The following is a 16,874-nucleotide window of genomic DNA, read 5'->3' as shown; positions in this document are numbered from 1 at the left end:
AGTTAGGGACCGTGTCGTCCTCCACCGCCGCCTCCGGGCAGAGCCCCATAGCCGAAGCGGCTCCCCTGTCGCTGTGCGCCCGCGAGCCCCATGTCCCCGCCGACCGTCTGGTCGCCGAGATGGTGCCGCCGCCGCGCTTCGACTCCGTCCGTTTCGATACGTACATACCGGACCCGAACCAGCCGAGCCAGACCGAGGCCGTGCGGGTCCTGAGCGGCTTCGCGGCCGGGCTCGGCGGGGCGCACGCGTCCGGCTCGGGCAGGAAGCGCTGGTTCGGCCGCGCCAAGCCCGCGGCCCCCACGGGGCCCCGCGGTGTCTACCTCGACGGCGGCTACGGCGTGGGCAAGACCCACCTCCTCGCCTCCCTGTGGCATGCGACGCCCGCCGCGCCCGAGCAGAAGGCGTTCGGCACCTTCGTCGAGCTGACGAACCTGGTCGGGGCGCTCGGCTTCCAGCAGACCGTGCGCACTCTCAGCGGTCACCGGCTGCTCTGCATCGACGAGTTCGAGCTCGACGACCCGGGCGACACGGTGCTCGTCTCCTCGCTGCTCGCGCGGCTCGTCGATGAGGGCGTCGCACTCGCCGCGACCTCGAACACGCTGCCGGGCAAGCTCGGCGAGGGCCGGTTCGCCTCCGCCGACTTCCTGCGCGAGATCCAGGGCCTGGCCACCCACTTCAAGTCGCTGCGCATCGACGGCGACGACTACCGCCACCGGGGACTTCCGGAAGCACCCGCTCCGTACTCGGACGAGCAGGTCACCAAGACCGCGTACGCGACCGACGGCGCGAGCCTCGACGACTTCCCGCAGCTGCTCGACCACCTCGCGCGCGTCCACCCCAGCCGGTACGGAGCGCTCACCGACGGGCTCGAGGCCGTCTGCCTCACCGATGTCACGCCCGTCCCCGACCAGTCGACCGCCCTGCGCCTCGTCGTACTCGCCGACCGCCTGTACGACCGCGAGGTGCCCGTACTGGCGTCGGGCGTGCCCTTCGACCAGCTGTTCAGCGAGGAGATGCTGAACGGTGGCTACCGGAAGAAGTACTTCCGGGCGATATCCCGGCTCACGGCGCTCGCACGGGACGCGCAGAGCCTCGTGAAGCCGTAGCGACTCACCGCTACGCGCGTGGTTCCCGCACGCCTGGGCGCGTGGTACACACATCCGGTCATGTTCCTGTCCGCCAGCAGGAGGTCGACCCTTTATGTCCACGACTCGACGTCAAGTACTAGCCCGTACCGGTGCGGTGGGTGCGGGAATCGCCTTCACCGGCGCTCTCACGGAACTCTTCGCGGGGAGCGCTGCCGCGCAGGGCAAGGCCGGATACGGGCCGCTGCTGCCCGACCCCGCCGGGCTGCTCGATCTGCCGAAAGGTTTCCGCTACAAGGTGCTCTCGCGGGAGGGCGGCGATCTGTCCTCCGGTGAGGGCAAGGTGCCGAGCAACTTCGACGGCATGGACGCGTTCCGCGGCAAGCGCGGCGGCGTCCACCTCGTCCGCAACCACGAGAACCGCAAGGACGGCAGAGTTCCCGTCCCCACGGTCAAGGGCCTCACCTACGACCCGATGGGCAAGGGCGGCTGTACGGCGCTCGCGCTCGACCGCCACAACAACGTCCTGAGCGAGCGCGTCGCGATCGCCGGTACCGCGGTCAACTGCTCGGGTGGGCGCACCCCTTGGGGAACCTGGCTGACCTGCGAGGAGACCGAGGACAAGGCCGGCACGAACGGCTACACCAAGGACCACGGCTTCATCTTCGAGGTCGACCCCGTCGACCCGCGCCGCACCGGAGCCGTGCCGCTCACCGCGATGGGCCGCTTCCAGCACGAGGCGATCGCCGTCGACCCCAGGCGGGGCGTGGTCTACGAGACCGAGGACGCCTTCCAGAAGCCCTTCGGTCTCTTCTACCGCTTCCTGCCCAAGAAGCCCGAGGGCGGCCGCGGTTCGCTCCGTGCGGGCGGCAGGCTGCAGGCGATGCGCGTTCCGGGCGTGCCCGACCTGTCCGCGGTCCAGGAGACGGGCGCGTGCTTCACGGGCATCGAGTGGGTCGACGTACCGGACCCGCTCGCCGCCCAAACCCCCATCCGGCTCCAGGACTTCGGTCCCAAGGGCATCACGCACGCGCAGAAGCTGGAGGGCTGCTACTGGGGCGGGAGCTCCGTCTACTTCGTGTCGTCCTTCGCGCACAGCGCGGAGGGCTCGGCGGCCGACCACTTCGGGCAGATCTGGCGCTACGAACCGTCGAAGCGCCGCCTCACCCTGGTGATCGTCTTCGGCCCGAGCACCGACATCCAGTTGCCCGGCGAGTCCCCCGACAACATCTGCCTCGCGCCCAGCGGCGGCCTGATGGTGGCCGAGGACGGAGGCGGCGCACAGCACGTGTACGGCCTGACGCGCCGGGGTGAGGTCTACGAGATGGCCCGCGGCCGGCAGAACATCGGCACCCCCGAGGAGCCCGAGTGGGGCGAGTTCGCGGGCGTCTCGTTCTCACCGGACCACGACACGATGTACGTCAACTGCTACACGCCCGGCACGACGTTCGCGGTGACGGGGCCCTGGCACCGGACCTGACCCCGCACGACGGGGGCGCGGCGGCCCGTTGTCGCGGGCTGCCGCGCCCCACCGGGCCGGGAATCTAGGACCCGATCACCGGATAGTGATCGGACAGGTTGGTGTACGTGTACCGCTTGCCCCAACTGGAGACCGTCCAGGGCGCGCTCTGCTCCTTGACCACCTCGTTGCGCCAGGTGGCGGGGCGGGCGTGGCCCTTGCGGTGCAGCACGTAGTCCAAGTCCTCGCGGGGGTCGTCCGGGTAGCGCTCGGACGCGATGGAGTTGTCCTGGGTGTCGAAGGAGTACGGGTGGCCACTGCGGCCGTCGGCGGGGGCGAAGCCGCCGTCGGCGAGCATCGAGGCGTACTCGCCGCTGTGGGAGTCGACGTTGAAGTCGCCCGCCACGATGACCTGTTCGGCCGCCGGGATGTTCTTGGCATCCAGGAAGGCGTCCATCTCCTTGAACTGCAGGGCACGCGTCGCGGCCGCCTCGCCGGAGCCGCAGCCCGGGTCGGTGGACTGGGCGTGGGTGCCGACGACGTGCACCTTCGCGCCGTTGACGTTCAACTGGGCATAGACGAAGCCCTTGTTGGAGTACGAGTCGGAGCCACAGGCGTCCTTGTAGACGTACTGCTCCTTGCGCTGGATCGGCCACTTGCTGAGGACGGTCACTCCGCCGTCCTCCGGGGTCACCGCCGAGTACGCGCCGCCGGTGGCGTCCCAGCCGTCCTTGCTCCGGCCCATGACGGGGGTCTGGTGCGGGTAGCGGTTCGCGGCGTTGGCCTTCAGCGCGTCGGACGAGGAGTTGTCGAAGGCTTCCTGGAGGACGACCACGTCCTTGCCCTGGAAGAAGTCCGCGGCCGGTATCACCTTGGCACGGTGGTCCTGGCCCCAGTTCGGGTAGAGGTTCTTGCTGAAGAGAAACGCGTTGTACGAGAGCACCTTGAGTGCGGGAGTGTCGACAGAGGCGGCAGGCGCGTCGGCGGCGGTCGCGGACGGAGCTACGGCGGCGAGCGTGGCCGCGGCGAGCACCGTGGTGATCGCGGCGGCGTGAGTCCTGCGCAGCGCTGGGTGCGGCACTGAATCTCCTGAGAGTGGGGGTGGGCGTCGCATCGGGCGCGCGTCGCATCGGGCGGGCGTCGCATATCCAATCAGCCGCGATTACTTCTGGGGATACGCCACGTGAACAAAGATCCCGCGGCGGGGACGCGACGATTCTGTGCGACCCGGCAGGACTGGCAGCACTCAAGTGGCGCGGAACCGGGCGACGTTGGGGCGGCCGGGTGATCACAGATCAGCGAGCGTGCTCTCCACCGTGTCGAGCAGCGCCTGCCGGTCGTCCTGTACGCGGGCCAGGACGCGCAGGCCGTAGTACGTGCTCTGCACCCGGCGGGCGACGGTCCGCGCGTCTGCCGTCGACCGGAGCTCGCCCGTGCGCCTGCCGGCCGTCACGACCGCGCGCAGCTCCTCCTCCACCCGGTCGAAGTTGCGCCGCACCGCGTCCTTGACCTCCGGGTCGAGCCCGGCGATCTCGACAGCCGCGTTGATCGCGAAGCAGCCGCGACCCTCCGCCTCGTCGACGATGCCGGCGTCCTGCAGGGCCCGCATCAGGAGCATCGCGTACTCGTCGTTGTAGGCGAACACCGCGTCCAGGCCCAAGTCACGCCAGCTTGCACCGAGTTCGGCTGCCGATTCACCGCCGCGGCTCTGGTGCGGGCGTGGGGTGGGTGCTAGGAATTGCACTGACACGTCAAGTTACACGTGTCACCTACCCTCTCGGTCATCACGACCGACCTTCTGAGGAGGAGGGCAACGTGGCCCTTTCCGCTCACCAGGACCAGCCGCCCCCGGCCGCCACGACCCAGGCCCCGCGCCCCGACGACGAGGGGAACGGCCCGCCCCGCGCCCCCCGCGGCCTCATGCCCCTCCTGACCTTGGCCAACACCGCGATGTACGCGCTCTACGTCGGCGTGGGAAGCGTGCTGCTGCCGCTCCAGATCGAGCACATCGACAAGGCCGACAAGGTCGCCATGCTGGGCCTCGTCAGCGGGGTCAGCGCGGTCTTCGCCACCATCTTCAATCCCGTGGCGGGCGCCCTCTCCGACCGCAGCGGACGCCGTAATCCCTGGATACTCGGCGGCGGCATAGCCGCCGTCGGCGCGATGGCCCTGCTCGGCGGGGTCCAGACCGTGCTGCTCGTGACGATCGCCTGGTGTCTGGGGCAGGCCGTGATGAACGTCTTCCAGGCCGCGCTCACCTCGGTCGTCCCCGACCGCGTGCCGCTCGCCGCCCGTGGCAGGGCGTCCGCGGCCGTCGGCATCGGGCTGCCGATCGGGTCGACGCTCGGCGCGCTCGTCGGCTCGGCGTTCGCCGACCACCTCAGCACCGGATATCTGGTGCTCGGTCTGTTCGTGGCGCTCGCGGCGGCCTTGTTCACCGCCTTCGCCCGGGAGAAGCCGAAGTCGCCCGCGCAGAAGAAGTCGCCCGCGCGGAAGAAGTCGGACGCGCACGCGTCGATCCCGCTCAAGAAGCAGTTCGCAGCATTCCTCGGCGCCCTGCGCCACCGCGACTTCCGCTGGGCGTTCATCGGGCGCGCGCTGCTCGTGCTCGGCTACTTCTGTGTCTTCGGCTACCAGCTCTACATACTCCAGGACCACATCGACCTGCCGTCCGGCATGGAGCCCGAGGACGCCGTCGCCGTCCTCGCACCCATCAACGCGGTCACGATGGCCGTGTCCACCGTCGTCGGCGGCGTGCTCTCGGACCGGATGGACCGGCGCAAGCTGTTCGTCGCCGCCTCCGCGGCGATCTCAGCGGTCGCCCTCGTCATCCCCGCCGTCTCGCCGAACTGGACCGCGATGATCATCTTCGCCGCCCTCAACGGCCTCGGCTTCGGCTGCTTCATGGCCGTCGACAACGCGCTGGTATCCATGATCCTGCCGAGTGCCGATGACGCGGCCCGCGATCTGGGCGTCCTGAACATGGCGCAGGCCGGCCCACAGATCCTGGCCCCGTTCGTCGCGTCGGTCATCGTCTCGCTCTGCGGAGGCAGTGACGGCGGCGGTTACACGGCCCTCTTCATCGCGGGTGCCGTCCTGTCCGTCCTGGGCGCGCTCTCGGTCCGCCCGATACGCGGCGTGCGCTGAGCAATCGGCGGCCGGGCGCGGGTGGTTCATGGCAGTACTTCACGGCATTACTTCACGGCGGTACTTCACGTAAGAAGAGCAAGAACGCCAGCAATCGTCGGCACGAACGTCGGCAAAGATGCAAGAAAGCAGGCCATCACCATGAAGTTGAACACCCGCGAATGGGGCACCGGCGACCGCGTCGCCGTCCTGGTCCACGGCATCATGTCGGACCACCGCACCTGGCGCCGCGTGGGTCCCGCCCTCGCCGACAAGGGCTACCGGGTGATAGGCGTCGACCTGCGCGGGCACGGGGCGAGCGGGCGCGGCGCGTACAGCCCGGAGGTCTTCGCGGACGACCTGGTCGACACACTGCCGAGCGGCGTTGAACTCGCGGTCGGGCACTCCCTGGGCGGGATAGCGCTCGCCCTGGCGGTGGAGCGGCTCGCACCGGTACGGGCCGTCTACTCCGACCCGGCGTGGGCACTCGGCGCGGCGGGCGTGGACCCCTCCGTCTTCGTCGAGTTCCGGAACGCGACCCGGACGACGATCGCGACTCTGAACCCCCGCTGGGAGGAGGCCGACCTCGACGTCGAGGTCGCCACACTGGCCGCCTGGGACCCGGACACCGCCCTCGCCCTCTCCGGACCGAACGCCCTCGACCGCACACCCGCCGCGCCGACGGTCCCGTCGCTTGTGCAGGTCGCGGACCCCAGTTTCCTCGTGCCCGACGAGCTGAAGGGAGAGTTGGAGCGGCGCGGATTCGAGGTACGGACGGTCAAGGGCGCCGGACACACCATCCACCGCGACGACTTCGACGCGTACATGGGGTCGCTGGACGGTTGGGTCTAGGAGGCCGCGAGGGGTGACCGGGGCTCGTGGAAAACACCGGCGTGCGCCGCGTGGAAGGCCGCTTCGGCGCTGGTGTGGACCAGTCGGTCGTCGATGGGCGCGCGGAGGATGAGGAGGCGGTAGTAGAACGGTGCGCTCAGGGCCGCGATGACTTCCTCGGCCCGGGTGTCCGGGGGGAGTTCGCCGCGGTCGACGGCGCGGCTCACGAGCTGTGCGACGTGCTGGGTGCGTGCCGTGAAGGCACCGCGGACGATGTCGGCGATGCGTGAGTCGTGGGCGGCCGCCGCCACGATGCCTTCGATGAGGTTGTAGTTACGGGGCACCGCCTGGAAGTTGGAGATGGCCTGGGCCAGTTCGTGCAGGTCCCGGCGGAAGTCGCCGGAGTCCGGTGTGGGGATCGTCGTGCTGTGCTGGGCCAGCAGGTCGACGACGACACCCTCGGCGGTGCGCCAGCGGCGGCGGATCGTCGACACGTGGACGCCGGAGCGCGCGGCGAGCTTGTCCAGCGAGAGCGCGTTGAACCCTGCCGCGTCGAGCTCGTCCAGGGCAGCGGCGAGGACCGCCGTGCGCGTACGGGCCGTCCGCCCGCCTGGGCGGGCCGAGCCGGGTGGGGGTCGCTCAGTCATCGGCGCCAATGTACTGCGCGTGTACTGCGCTCCGGATCTTCACCTTCACCTCCGCCTCGGGCACATCGGCCTCGGGCGGGCGGGCGATCGGCCGGCTGACCGACCGGCCGAGGCGTTCCTGCGGGCCTCGCGTTGCGCGAAGGGCCTGCCTCTCGCTAACGTGAGCGCATCTTAATGCTTCTTGACGCGCATTAGCGATGCCACGAACAGGCCAGGCAGGCCAAGCAGGCCAGGCAGACCACGACCAGGCAGACCACGATCCGGGGGTTTCTCATGATGGAGAGCTGGAAGGGTGCGCTCATCGCATCCGACGAACGAGGCTTGTCCGTAAGGAAGTTGGGCTCCCACTGACGGACGCGCGGACTGCCGACGGCCAGGTCGGCGCCCGGTCGGCGGGGTCCTCGACCCGCTCGCGCCGACTCGGCGGCAGGTACGTCAGCGGCGCGGCGGGCGGTTCGGCCGTCCGGGGCAGTGCTGGGCAGCGCGGCCGCCACCTTCGGCGGTTTGTCCTTTTTATGTCGATACGTTCGCCAGATGATCACCCCGACACGGACACTGACCGCCGCCTGCGCCCTGACCGCCCTCACCATCGCCGCACTCGCCGCCTGCGGCACGGACCCAGCACCGGGCAGCCGCGACAAGACCGCGCGCCCCACGGCATCCGCCCCGCCCCGCCCCGCGACCCTCGCTCCCGGCCCCGCGGGCCTCACCCCCGTCTTCAAGAACGCCCCCCGCACCCCGGCGTCCGCCGCCCCCGCCGTCGCCCTCACCTTCGACGCCGACATGACCGCCGACCAGGGGCCACGCGCCGCGGCGGGTGAGCGGTTCGACAATCCGGCACTGGTGTCGACGCTGCGCCGGCTGAAAGTGCCCGCGACGTTCTTCATGACGGGGCGGTGGGCCGAGGAGTACCCGGCGCAGGCCAAGGACATCGGCCGGGATCCGCTCTTCGAGGTCGCCAATCACTCGTACAGCCACTACGCCTTCACCGACCGCTGCTACGGCCTGCCGACCGTCCCCGCCTCCCGCATGCGCGCCGACGTGGAGCGCGCCTTCGCCGCCTTCCGCAAGGCGGGCGTCGAGCGCCAGGTCCCGTACTTCCGCTTCCCCGGCGGCTGTTACGACAAGCGGGCGCTGCGCGCACTGGCTCCGGGCGGTGTCACGGCCGTGCAGTGGGACGTGGTGAGCGGCGACGCTTTCGCTACGGACGCCGACGCGGTGGCCCGGCAGGTGCTCGACGGGGTGCGGCCCGGCTCGGTGGTCGTCATGCACTGCACCCGCAGCGCGGCCCCCGCGACGGAGCGTGCCCTGCGGACGATCGTCCCGAAGCTGCGCGAGCGCGGCTTCCGGTTCGTCCGGGTGTCGGAGCAGATCAGGGCCGCGGGGGCCTCTCGCTCGCGCGGCTAGGCTGCCCTGCATGGACAACGCCGCCGACGACACCGCCGAGGCCGCCGAGGCCGCCGAGGCCGCCGACACCGAAGCGGGCCCGTTCGCCGAGTGCGTGCTGTGCCGCGAGCCCACCGAGTACCCGGAATCGCACCAGGGTGTGACGCTGTGCCCCGTGTGCGAGTGGCACGAGGCACAGCGCGCGGCCTGCTCGGGCTGAGCCGCCGGGCACCGAGATGCCGGGCACCGAGATGCCGCTCGCTCAGCCCCTGCGCGAGGCCAGCCCGCAGGCCGTCCCCACTGCCGCCACCGCGAGTACCACCGCCCCCGCGACGGGCAGCAGCAGCACCGGCACCACCCCGTCCCGCGACCCCGTGACGAGCCCGGTCATGGCCGCCCTCCCGGGGGAGCCCGTGGTCACCAGAGCGAGTAGCGAGGCGAGCAGCATCACCGGGATCGCCCGGCCCGGCGAGCGCGTCAGCGGCCAACTCGTGACAGCGCCGATGGCCGTGCCCATGAGTGCGCTCACCAGCATCGCGAGCAGCCCCGCACCGCTCGCGGCCAGCGGGTCCACGGCTGTACGGTGATCGGTGCTCGCCGGGTCGCTGATCACCGCCACGACGACGGTGGCGACGGCGCCGAGCAGGGCCGTGGCGAGGAACGCGGAGAGCAGACAGGCCAGTTGAGCGCGCCAGGGCCCGGCGGCAGCGGCCGAGCAGCTGCGGGCGGCGGGCGGTTCGTTGGTGACGCAGATCCGTACCAGCCAGGCGGCGACGGGCAGCAGCGCCGCGGCGGCGTACGCGAGGGAGTCGAGGACCGGCTGCCCGCTCTGCACGCCGACGGCAAGGAACGCGGCGTACAGGATGACGGGGGCGAGCCAGCGCTGGGAGCGCAGGAGGAGGGCGGACTGGTATCCGAGCAGGGCGTTCATCGGCCGCGCACCTCGCCGTCCTCGGGGGTGGCGAATGGCACTCCCGGGAGGGACTCCGACACCGACGCCGAACGCGACTCCATCGCCGACCGCGGCTCCGACCCCGACTCCGACTCCGACTCCGAACGCGGCTCCATCGCCGACCGCGGCTCCGACCCCGACGCCGACGCCGAACGCGGCTCCGTCGCCGACCGCGGCTTCGACCCCGATGCCGATGCCGAACGCGACTCCGCCGCGGGCGCCGACTCAGACCCCGACGCCCACCCCGATCCCGACGCCGACGCCGAACGCGACTCCGCCGCCGACCGCGGCTCCGACGCCGACTCCCACCCCGATGCCGGACGCAACTTCGCCGCGGGCGCCGACTCAGACCCCGACGCCCACCCCGACCCCGACCCCGATGCCGAACGCGACTCCGACGCCGACTCCCACCCCGATGCCGGACGCGACTCCGCCGCGGGCGCCGACTCAGACCCCGACGCCCACCGTGACCCCGACCCCGACTCCGCCCCCGACGCCTGAGCCGGCACCGACGCCGAAACCGACACCACGTGCCAAGGCGGACGCGCAGTCAGCAGCGCCCGCAGCGCGATGTCCGAGTGGGGCGCCGCCACCGTCAGCCGCAGTGCGCCCTCCGGGGAGTGTCCGGTGACGACACCCGGCACGGAGGGCGGCGCGGCACCCGGCGGCCCCTGCGCTTCGATCACCACCGAAGGGCCTTCCGGCGCGGTGGATTCCGGTGGAATGCCGTCAGGGGTACGGGCGTTCACCGCCGAGTCGACCACCGCGTACGTCACATCGACCGCCCCCGAGAGCCGCCGCGGGTCGTGGTCCACGAAGACGACGGCGCCGCCATCGGCGACCCTCTCGGCGACGGCCCGGTCGAGTTCGTCACGGGCCGCGGCGTCCAGGCCCGTCCACGCCTCGTCGAGGACAAGGAGCTCGGGCGCCGCGAGGAGCGCCTGGGCCACGGCGACCTTCTGACTGCTGCCCTTGGACAGTTCCGACAGGGGCGTACGGGCGTAACTCGCGGCCCCGAAGCGCTCCAGCCACTCCTCCGCGCCCCGCGCTGCCGCGCTCTTCGCCAAGCCGTGGATGCGGCCCAGGTGCGTGAGATACCCGGCGGCCGTGAACGGCAGTGCCGCGGGGAAGCGTTCAGGGACGTACGCCGTGCGGGGCCGTCCGACGACGCGGCCCTCGGTCGGAGCGTCGATCCCGGCGAGCAGCCGCAGGAGGGTCGACTTGCCGGTGCCGTTCGCGCCCTCGATCCGCACCAGCGTGCCCGCGCGTATGCCGAACCGGACGTCCCTCAGCACCCACGGCCCGCCCATGGCATAGCGCCGCCCCACCCCGTCGAGCCGCAGCGCGGCTCCCGCAAGATCACTGTCCATGCCCCCATCCTCGCGCAGGGGGCTCCCGGCGGGCAGGGAGACTAAGGAGTCATCGGGCAAAGCCCCTGACAGGCCCGATCTTCCGCCTGGCAGACTGGACGCGTGAGCAGCGACCAGACCGCCGGGAATCCCCAGCCGCAGGACACCCCAGACCCCCAGGACAGCCCCTTCCGCGTGGAGCAGACGACACGTGACGAGGCACCGCAGTACGTACTGCCGCTGGTGGCGCGCATCGAGCGGGCCGAGCCTCCGCACCGTACGGACGCACTGGAGACCGCGGCCCGCGCGGTGCTCGTGATGCTCGGCGACGAGCGCTCCCTGGGCGACGGCGAGTGGGCGCAGGCCATGCGGGACTGGCAGGACGCCAGGATCCGCAAGGTGGTGCGGCGGGCCCGCGGCGCCGAGTGGCGGCGGGCCGAGGCGCTCCCGGGGATCACGGTGACGGGCAAGTCGGCGGAGGTCCGCGCCTTCCCGCCGGTGCCGCTCGACGGCTGGCCCAAGGATCTGGCCCGGCTCCAGGTCTCGGGCACGGACCTGGACGACCCGGAGGCGGTGCCACCGGCGGACGCGACCGCGCCGGTCCTGTGGATGAGCCCCGATGTCGACATGTCGGCGGGCAAGGCGATGGCCCAGGCGGGGCACGGTGCCCAACTGGCTTGGTGGGAACTGTCGGACGAGGAGCGCGCGGCCTGGCGGGACGCCGGTTTCCCGCTCTCCGTCCGCACCCCGGGCGCCGCGCTCTGGCGCGAACTCGTGGCCAGCGGCCTGCCGGTGGTACGGGACGCGGGCTTCACGGAGATCGCCCCCGGTTCCTGCACCGTGGTCGCCGACCATCCCGCTCTGCGTTGAGGAGACCGACATGGCGAGCAAGCTCGGCGTAACCGAGGGCGCCAGGGCGGGCGCGGGCGCGGAAGCGGGAGCGGGAGCAGGAGCAGGAGCAGGGTCGGAAGCGGGCCGTGCCAAGCTCGACGGGCGCGTCGAGCGTGGCAATCAGACCCGGCGGCTCGTCCTGCGCCGCACGGTCGACATCGCCTCGGTCGAGGGCCTGGAGGCGCTCTCCCTCGGCCGGATCGCCACCGAGCTGAAGCTCAGCAAGAGCGGGGTCTTCGCGCTGTTCGGCTCCAAGGAGGAGCTGCAGCTCGCGACCATCCGTGCGGCGGGCCGCATCTTCCTGGACGCGGTGGTGGAACCGGCCGGGCAGTACCCGCCCGGTCTCGGCCGCGCATGGCAGCTGTGCGCGCGATGGCTCGACTACTCGGAACAACGCGTCTTTCCCGGCGGCTGCTTCTTCCACGGGGTGATCGCCGAGTTCGACGCCCGCGAGGGCGCGGTGCACGACGCGCTGGTGCGCGCCGACCGTGACTGGACCGGCCAGGTCGAGCGCTGCGTCGCGGAAGCCCGCGACTCCGGCGAACTGCACCCGGACACCGACGTCCCCCAGCTCGCCTTCGAGCTCATCGCGCTGATGGAGACGGCGAACGCGCACTCGGTGCTGCACGACGAGCCGGGCATCTACCGCAGGGCGGGCGTCGCCATCACGGCACGACTGCGCACTGCGGCGACGGACCCGTCGCTGGTGCCGCAACTCCCCTGACTGCCTCACCACACCGCCCTGCACCTCACCACGACCCCCTGAGCACCTCACCCCAACTCCCCTGAGCTGCCCGCAGATCGGCTCCCGGACCGGCACCCGGACCGGCTCCAGCAAAACAAGTAGCACGATCGTTCGTTTAGCTTTAAGCTCGTCGCATGCCTTCACCAATCCTCCGATCGGTCTCGCGTACGCCGCGACAAGCGGGCCCCGAGGCGCACGCGTCGGGCCAACTCCTCGTGAGCGTCACGGAGTTCACCGCCCCACCGGCACACCCAGACCGCACCGATCGCCCCGTCGGGGCTTCGGCTGCGGCGGAGGTGGCCCAGGACGCCCGGCGCCGTCGGCATGTGGCTCTGGATCGATCCCTGGCGCAAGCGTTCGGGATCCGTCTCGGTCCGGACCGGCGAGCGGCCGCTCTCGCCGACCCAACTCCCTGGCCTGTCCCGGCCGTTCACTCCCCGGAAGGATCCTGAGACCTCATGCACGACCTCATCGCACTCGACCGCGCCGCCCTCCAGGAATCGCTCCGCGTCCTGCGCACGGCCCGCGACACCGACTGGGAACGCCCCTCCCCCTGCGCCGGCTGGACGTTGCGCGACCTGGTGGCGCACATGACCGCGCAGCACCACGGATTCGCGGCGGCGGCACGGGGCTCGGGCGCCGACCGTACGTACTGGATCGCACCGGACCTCGGCCGCGACCCGTTCAAGGTCTACGACGAGTCGGTGCGTCATGTGCTGGCGGCGTTCACCGAAGAGGGCGTCGGGGACCGGGGGTTCACGCTTCCCGAGATCGGCGGGACGTTCGCGGGGCGGGTCGCCGTCGGCTTCCACTTCCTTGACTACGTGGTGCACTCCTGGGACCTGGCGATGACCATCGGCGTCGGGCTCCAGCTCCCACGGCCGGTCGTCGAAGCCGCACTCGACATCGCGCGACGGGTGCCGAAGGACCCCGAACGCCGAGGTCCCGGGGCCGCGTTCGCGCCGGTACTGCCCACGCCAGAAGACGCGTCGCCGCTGGGGGAGATGCTGGCTCTGCTCGGACGGCAGCCCGGGTCCTCATCCGGTGACGCAATGCGTTGAACATCACGCACGCCTCTTCCGTATCTTCCGGTACCAGGAAGTAGCTTGCCCCCACGGCAGGTTGACGGGCAGGGAGGCACGGCACATTGCGGCGCATCAACGGCACGGCTCTGATCATCGCGGCACTCGTGGTCACACTGGGCGCGCTCGCGTTCCCCATGTGGTCCTACGCCGACCGTTCTGGCACCGGGCCCGCAAATCTGGCCGCCGGGTCCGTGGCCACGCAGTGGGGTCCGCTCTCCGCCGCCGACCGCGATCTGCTGGTGAAGGTGCGGCTCGCCGGCCTCTGGGAGATACCCGCGGGCCAGCAGGCCGTCGAGCGGGCGCCGACCGAGGCGATCAAGGAGGCCGGTGACCATCTGATCGTCGGCCACACGGACCTCGACAAGCGGGCCCGTTCGGTCGCGGCGCAGCTCGGCGTGGAGCTGCCGAACCAGCCCACCGCCGAACAGCAGGGCTGGCTGCAGGAGTTGACCGAGGCCAGCGGCGAGACGTACCAGCGGAAGTTCGCGAATCTGCTGCGGGTCTCGCACGGCAAGGTGTTCAGCGCGATCGCCGATGTGCGTGACAGCACCCGCAACACCCTGATCCGGCAGCTGGCCACCGATTCCAACCAGACGGTCCTCGACCACATCACGATGCTGGAGGCCACCGGCCTCGTCGACTTCGACGACATCGCGAACGGCGGCGCAGCCACCGCGACGGCCAGCCCCAGCGGCCCTCCGCCGCCCTCCGGCGTTCCCCCGGTGCCCCCACCGGCCGGCCCCACCGGTGATGTGTCCACGACGTCGCGGCCCTCGCCCCCGCCGCCCGGGGAGGTCAACACGAATCGGCCGGAACCTCAAATGTAGCTCTGAACGTCCCTCCTCAGGGGTTCGGCGACGTCTGTCGGGGCCATGACCCCTGCACACGTTCACAAGACACGAGCGCGACGCGCGGTCTTGGCGGACGCGACGCGGGGTCTTGGCGGAGGAGGGGGAACATGAAGCACCTGGGGACCGGAATCGGGTGGCGTCCGGAGATCGCGGACGCCGTGGAACGGATGCCCGGCATCGACTGGGTCGAGGCTGTCGCGGAGAACCTGTGCCCAGGGCACCTCCCCGACTCCCTCCTCCGGCTGCGCGAGCGCGGCATCACGGTGGTACCGCACGGCGTCTCGCTCGGCCTCGGTGGCGCCGAGCGTCCCGACGCGACCCGTCTCGCCGCGCTCGCCGAGCGCGCGCGGCTGCTCGGCTCGCCGCTGGTCACCGAGCACATCGCCTTCGTACGCGCCGGGGGCCCGCTGACGGCTTCGCAGCCGCTGGAGGCGGGGCACCTGCTGCCGGTCCCGCGCACCCGCGACGCCCTGGACGTGCTGTGCGAGAACGTGCGGATCGCGCAGGACGCGCTGCCGGTGCCGCTCGCCGTGGAGAACATCGCGGCGCTGATCTCCTGGCCCGGTGAGGAGATGACCGAGGGGCAGTTCCTCTACGAGCTCGTCGAGCGCACGGGCGTACGCCTCCTCATCGATGTCGCCAACCTCCACACCAACCACGTCAACCGCGGCGAGGACCCGTCGAAGGCCCTGGACGAGCTGCCGGTCGAGGCCATCGCGTACGTCCACGTCGCGGGCGGTTTCGAGCGGGACGGCGTCTGGCACGACAGCCACGCCCACCCGGTGCCCGAACCCGTCCTCGCGATCCTTTCGGACCTGGCCGCACGGGTGAGCCCACCGGGTGTCCTGCTGGAGAGGGACGAGAACTTCCCGGCGCCCGAGGAGCTGGAGCGGGAGCTGGACGCGATACGGGAGACCGTGCGGACGAAGGCGCCCGCCTCCGGCGAGTGCGCCTCCGGTACGGCGCCGGCCGCCGGTGAAGCCGCCGCCGTGGCATCTGCCGCCGTGCCCGATGCCACCCGTCAGCGCCTCGCCCTCGCGCAGACCGCGCTCCTGTCCGCTCTGGTGGCCGGGACGCCCGCGCCCGAAGGGTTCGACCGCGCCCGGCTGAGCGTGCAGAGCCGGGCGTTGACGGGCAAGCGGGCGGACGTCGTGGCGAAGGTGGCGCCCGAGCTGCCGGAGATTCTCGGTGAGAGCTATCGCGCGGAGTTCTTCGCGTACGCCCAGGCGCGGGCGATGTCCGGCGGATACCGGCGTGACGCGCTGGACTTCGCCGAGCGGCTGCTGCTGGCCGGGCAGCCCGAGGACGCGGAAGCGCGCGGCAGGCTGACGCACTGGTGGCTCGAACGGTCCGGGCCCGCGCCGCTGGACGCGGGGCCGGTCGCACGGTGGTTGCGGGCGGCGCGGTTCGCGCTGCGACGGGGGTAGGGGTGGCGTTCGTGGAGATCCTGTCCGTTTGTCTCGTCATCCTGATCGCGGGGTCGACGGCCGGTCTCCTGGTGGGCGTCTCCCGCATCCGGCAGGCCAGGCCTCCGCAGCCCGACGCACAACACGGCGCCGTCTTCGACCCGTTGGAGGCCGCCTTCCTCGCCGGCGGGCCCAGCCGGGTCGCCGACGCCGCGATCGCGTCCCTGCACGAGGACGGACGCCTGGTGGTCGCGTTCCCGGGCGTCGTCGCGATCCAGTCGGCCGAGGTCCGCAATCCGGTGGAGGGCGCGGTGCTCCAGGCGCACGCAGCCGCGCCGAGCGGCGCCCTGCACTGGCTGCGCATCGGCGTGATGCGCGGCCCCGCCGTACAGGCGATCGGTGACACGATGGCCCGGCGCGGTCTGATGGTGCGCCCCGAGGCCCTGGACCGCTTGCGGCGCGGAAAGATCCGGCACAACGTCCTGAGCTTCGTCGGGTTCTTCCTCGTCATCGGCGTCATCGCCGTCGAGGACGGGGACGGCCCCGCATGGGACCCGGTGAGCGCGTCGACCATCGTGTTGATCGTGGCGTGGGTCGTCGGCGCCCTGATCGGCCTGCTCTGCGGCCGCGCAACTCGCACGCGGGTGACCGCCACGGGCAGGACCGCTCTCGCGGAGTACCGCGCCGCGGGCGCACACGTGTCCGGCGCGGCGCACCGCGTGGCGGTGGAAGGCCTGGTCGGCGTCCTCGACCCCGACCTGCGCGCGCAGTTGCAGGCCGCGCACCGCGTCCGGCCCGGGCGTAGGTCGGGGACATCCTCGACGTACGCGAGCTCCGGGAGCACCATCGCGTGGTGCGGAGCCGGCGGAGGCAGCTCGGGGTGCGGCGGCTCCAGCTGCGGGAGTTCCGGCGGCGGCTGTGGCGGCGGGGGCTCCTCGTCATCCTGCGGCGGAGGAGGCGGTGGCGGCTGCGGAGGAGGTGGCGGCGGCGGGGGCAGCTCCTAGGCAGCTCCCCCGGCCCCCTCACCCTGCGGGCAGCGCCCGCCCCGTAACCCATGCCCC

General features: G+C 71.8%; 15 protein-coding genes and 2 pseudogenes. 12 read left to right on the top strand and 5 right to left on the bottom strand.

Annotated features, from left to right (window positions below; all coding sequences use genetic code 11):
- Positions 1-11 precede the first annotated feature (11 nt).
- A complete protein-coding gene (gene zapE, locus ACZ5WE_RS31150) occupies positions 12-1,106 on the top strand; it encodes a cell division protein ZapE (RefSeq protein WP_467688159.1) in 1,095 nt (364 codons plus the stop codon).
- 94 nt (positions 1,107-1,200) lie between these two features.
- The gene (locus ACZ5WE_RS31145) at positions 1,201-2,565 is read left to right on the top strand and encodes an alkaline phosphatase PhoX (RefSeq protein ID WP_467688161.1); all 1,365 of its coding nucleotides are present in this window, start codon (positions 1,201-1,203) and stop codon (positions 2,563-2,565) included.
- A gap of 64 nt (positions 2,566-2,629) precedes the next feature.
- Here ACZ5WE_RS31145 and sph read toward each other — a convergent pair whose 3' ends face one another.
- A complete protein-coding gene (sph, locus tag ACZ5WE_RS31140; RefSeq protein ID WP_467688163.1) occupies positions 2,630-3,625 on the bottom strand; it encodes a sphingomyelin phosphodiesterase in 996 nt (331 codons plus the stop codon).
- Positions 3,626-3,832: 207 nt separating this feature from the next.
- Positions 3,833-4,240 (bottom strand): annotated as a pseudogene (locus ACZ5WE_RS31135) (TetR family transcriptional regulator C-terminal domain-containing protein); the annotation flags it as partial.
- Positions 4,241-4,359: 119 nt separating this feature from the next.
- Here ACZ5WE_RS31135 and ACZ5WE_RS31130 point away from each other — a divergent pair.
- Together ACZ5WE_RS31130 and ACZ5WE_RS31125 are read left to right on the top strand one after the other, a co-directional pair.
- On the top strand, positions 4,360-5,691 hold the full coding sequence (locus ACZ5WE_RS31130) for an MFS transporter (RefSeq protein ID WP_467688165.1): 1,332 nt from the start codon (positions 4,360-4,362) through the stop codon (positions 5,689-5,691).
- Between the two features lie 141 nt (positions 5,692-5,832).
- Positions 5,833-6,522: an alpha/beta fold hydrolase gene (locus tag ACZ5WE_RS31125; protein ID WP_467688167.1), complete on the top strand. Its 690-nt coding sequence runs from the start codon at positions 5,833-5,835 to the stop codon at positions 6,520-6,522.
- Here ACZ5WE_RS31125 and ACZ5WE_RS31120 read toward each other — a convergent pair.
- Positions 6,519-7,148 carry a TetR-like C-terminal domain-containing protein gene (locus ACZ5WE_RS31120; protein ID WP_467688169.1) on the bottom strand — a complete coding sequence of 210 codons (630 nt, stop codon included), beginning with the start codon at positions 7,146-7,148 and terminating at the stop codon, positions 6,519-6,521. The two genes, ACZ5WE_RS31125 and ACZ5WE_RS31120, sit on opposite strands and share 4 nt — an antisense overlap.
- A 534-nt stretch (positions 7,149-7,682) precedes the next feature.
- Between ACZ5WE_RS31120 and ACZ5WE_RS31115 the strand changes: the two genes are divergently transcribed.
- Both ACZ5WE_RS31115 and ACZ5WE_RS31110 read left to right on the top strand, forming a co-directional pair.
- Positions 7,683-8,555 (top strand): polysaccharide deacetylase family protein, encoded by an 873-nt coding sequence (locus tag ACZ5WE_RS31115; RefSeq protein ID WP_467688171.1) that lies wholly within the window; start codon positions 7,683-7,685, stop codon positions 8,553-8,555.
- A 10-nt stretch (positions 8,556-8,565) separates the two neighbouring features.
- The gene (locus ACZ5WE_RS31110; protein WP_467688173.1) at positions 8,566-8,754 is read left to right on the top strand and encodes a hypothetical protein; all 189 of its coding nucleotides are present in this window, start codon (positions 8,566-8,568) and stop codon (positions 8,752-8,754) included.
- 42 nt (positions 8,755-8,796) lie between these two features.
- Here ACZ5WE_RS31110 and ACZ5WE_RS31105 read toward each other — a convergent pair whose 3' ends face one another.
- Positions 8,797-9,465: an ABC transporter gene (locus tag ACZ5WE_RS31105; protein WP_467688175.1), complete on the bottom strand. Its 669-nt coding sequence runs from the start codon at positions 9,463-9,465 to the stop codon at positions 8,797-8,799.
- A gap of 533 nt (positions 9,466-9,998) precedes the next feature.
- Positions 9,999-10,856 (bottom strand): annotated as a pseudogene (locus ACZ5WE_RS31100) (ABC transporter ATP-binding protein); the annotation flags it as partial.
- A 102-nt stretch (positions 10,857-10,958) separates the two neighbouring features.
- Here ACZ5WE_RS31100 and ACZ5WE_RS31095 point away from each other — a divergent pair.
- From ACZ5WE_RS31095 to ACZ5WE_RS31070, 6 genes are all read left to right on the top strand, one after another.
- On the top strand, positions 10,959-11,705 hold the full coding sequence (locus ACZ5WE_RS31095) for an aminoacyl-tRNA hydrolase (RefSeq protein ID WP_467688177.1): 747 nt from the start codon (positions 10,959-10,961) through the stop codon (positions 11,703-11,705).
- Positions 11,706-11,715: 10 nt separating this feature from the next.
- Positions 11,716-12,450, top strand: coding sequence for a TetR/AcrR family transcriptional regulator (locus tag ACZ5WE_RS31090; protein ID WP_467688179.1), 735 nt, complete (start codon positions 11,716-11,718; stop codon positions 12,448-12,450).
- 479 nt (positions 12,451-12,929) lie between these two features.
- Positions 12,930-13,532 carry a TIGR03086 family metal-binding protein gene (locus ACZ5WE_RS31085; RefSeq protein ID WP_467688181.1) on the top strand — a complete coding sequence of 201 codons (603 nt, stop codon included), beginning with the start codon at positions 12,930-12,932 and terminating at the stop codon, positions 13,530-13,532.
- 86 nt (positions 13,533-13,618) lie between these two features.
- Positions 13,619-14,383, top strand: coding sequence for a DUF4142 domain-containing protein (locus ACZ5WE_RS31080; RefSeq protein ID WP_467688183.1), 765 nt, complete (start codon positions 13,619-13,621; stop codon positions 14,381-14,383).
- 131 nt (positions 14,384-14,514) lie between these two features.
- Positions 14,515-15,834, top strand: coding sequence for an MbnB/TglH/ChrH family RiPP precursor modification enzyme (locus ACZ5WE_RS31075; protein ID WP_467688185.1), 1,320 nt, complete (start codon positions 14,515-14,517; stop codon positions 15,832-15,834).
- An 11-nt stretch (positions 15,835-15,845) separates the two neighbouring features.
- On the top strand, positions 15,846-16,817 hold the full coding sequence (locus ACZ5WE_RS31070; protein ID WP_467688187.1) for a TIGR04222 domain-containing membrane protein: 972 nt from the start codon (positions 15,846-15,848) through the stop codon (positions 16,815-16,817).
- Positions 16,818-16,874 lie beyond the last annotated feature (57 nt).

Source organism: Streptomyces sp. NPDC033180 (genome assembly GCF_055577645.1).
This window is presented reverse-complemented; position numbering and strand designations above follow the sequence as displayed.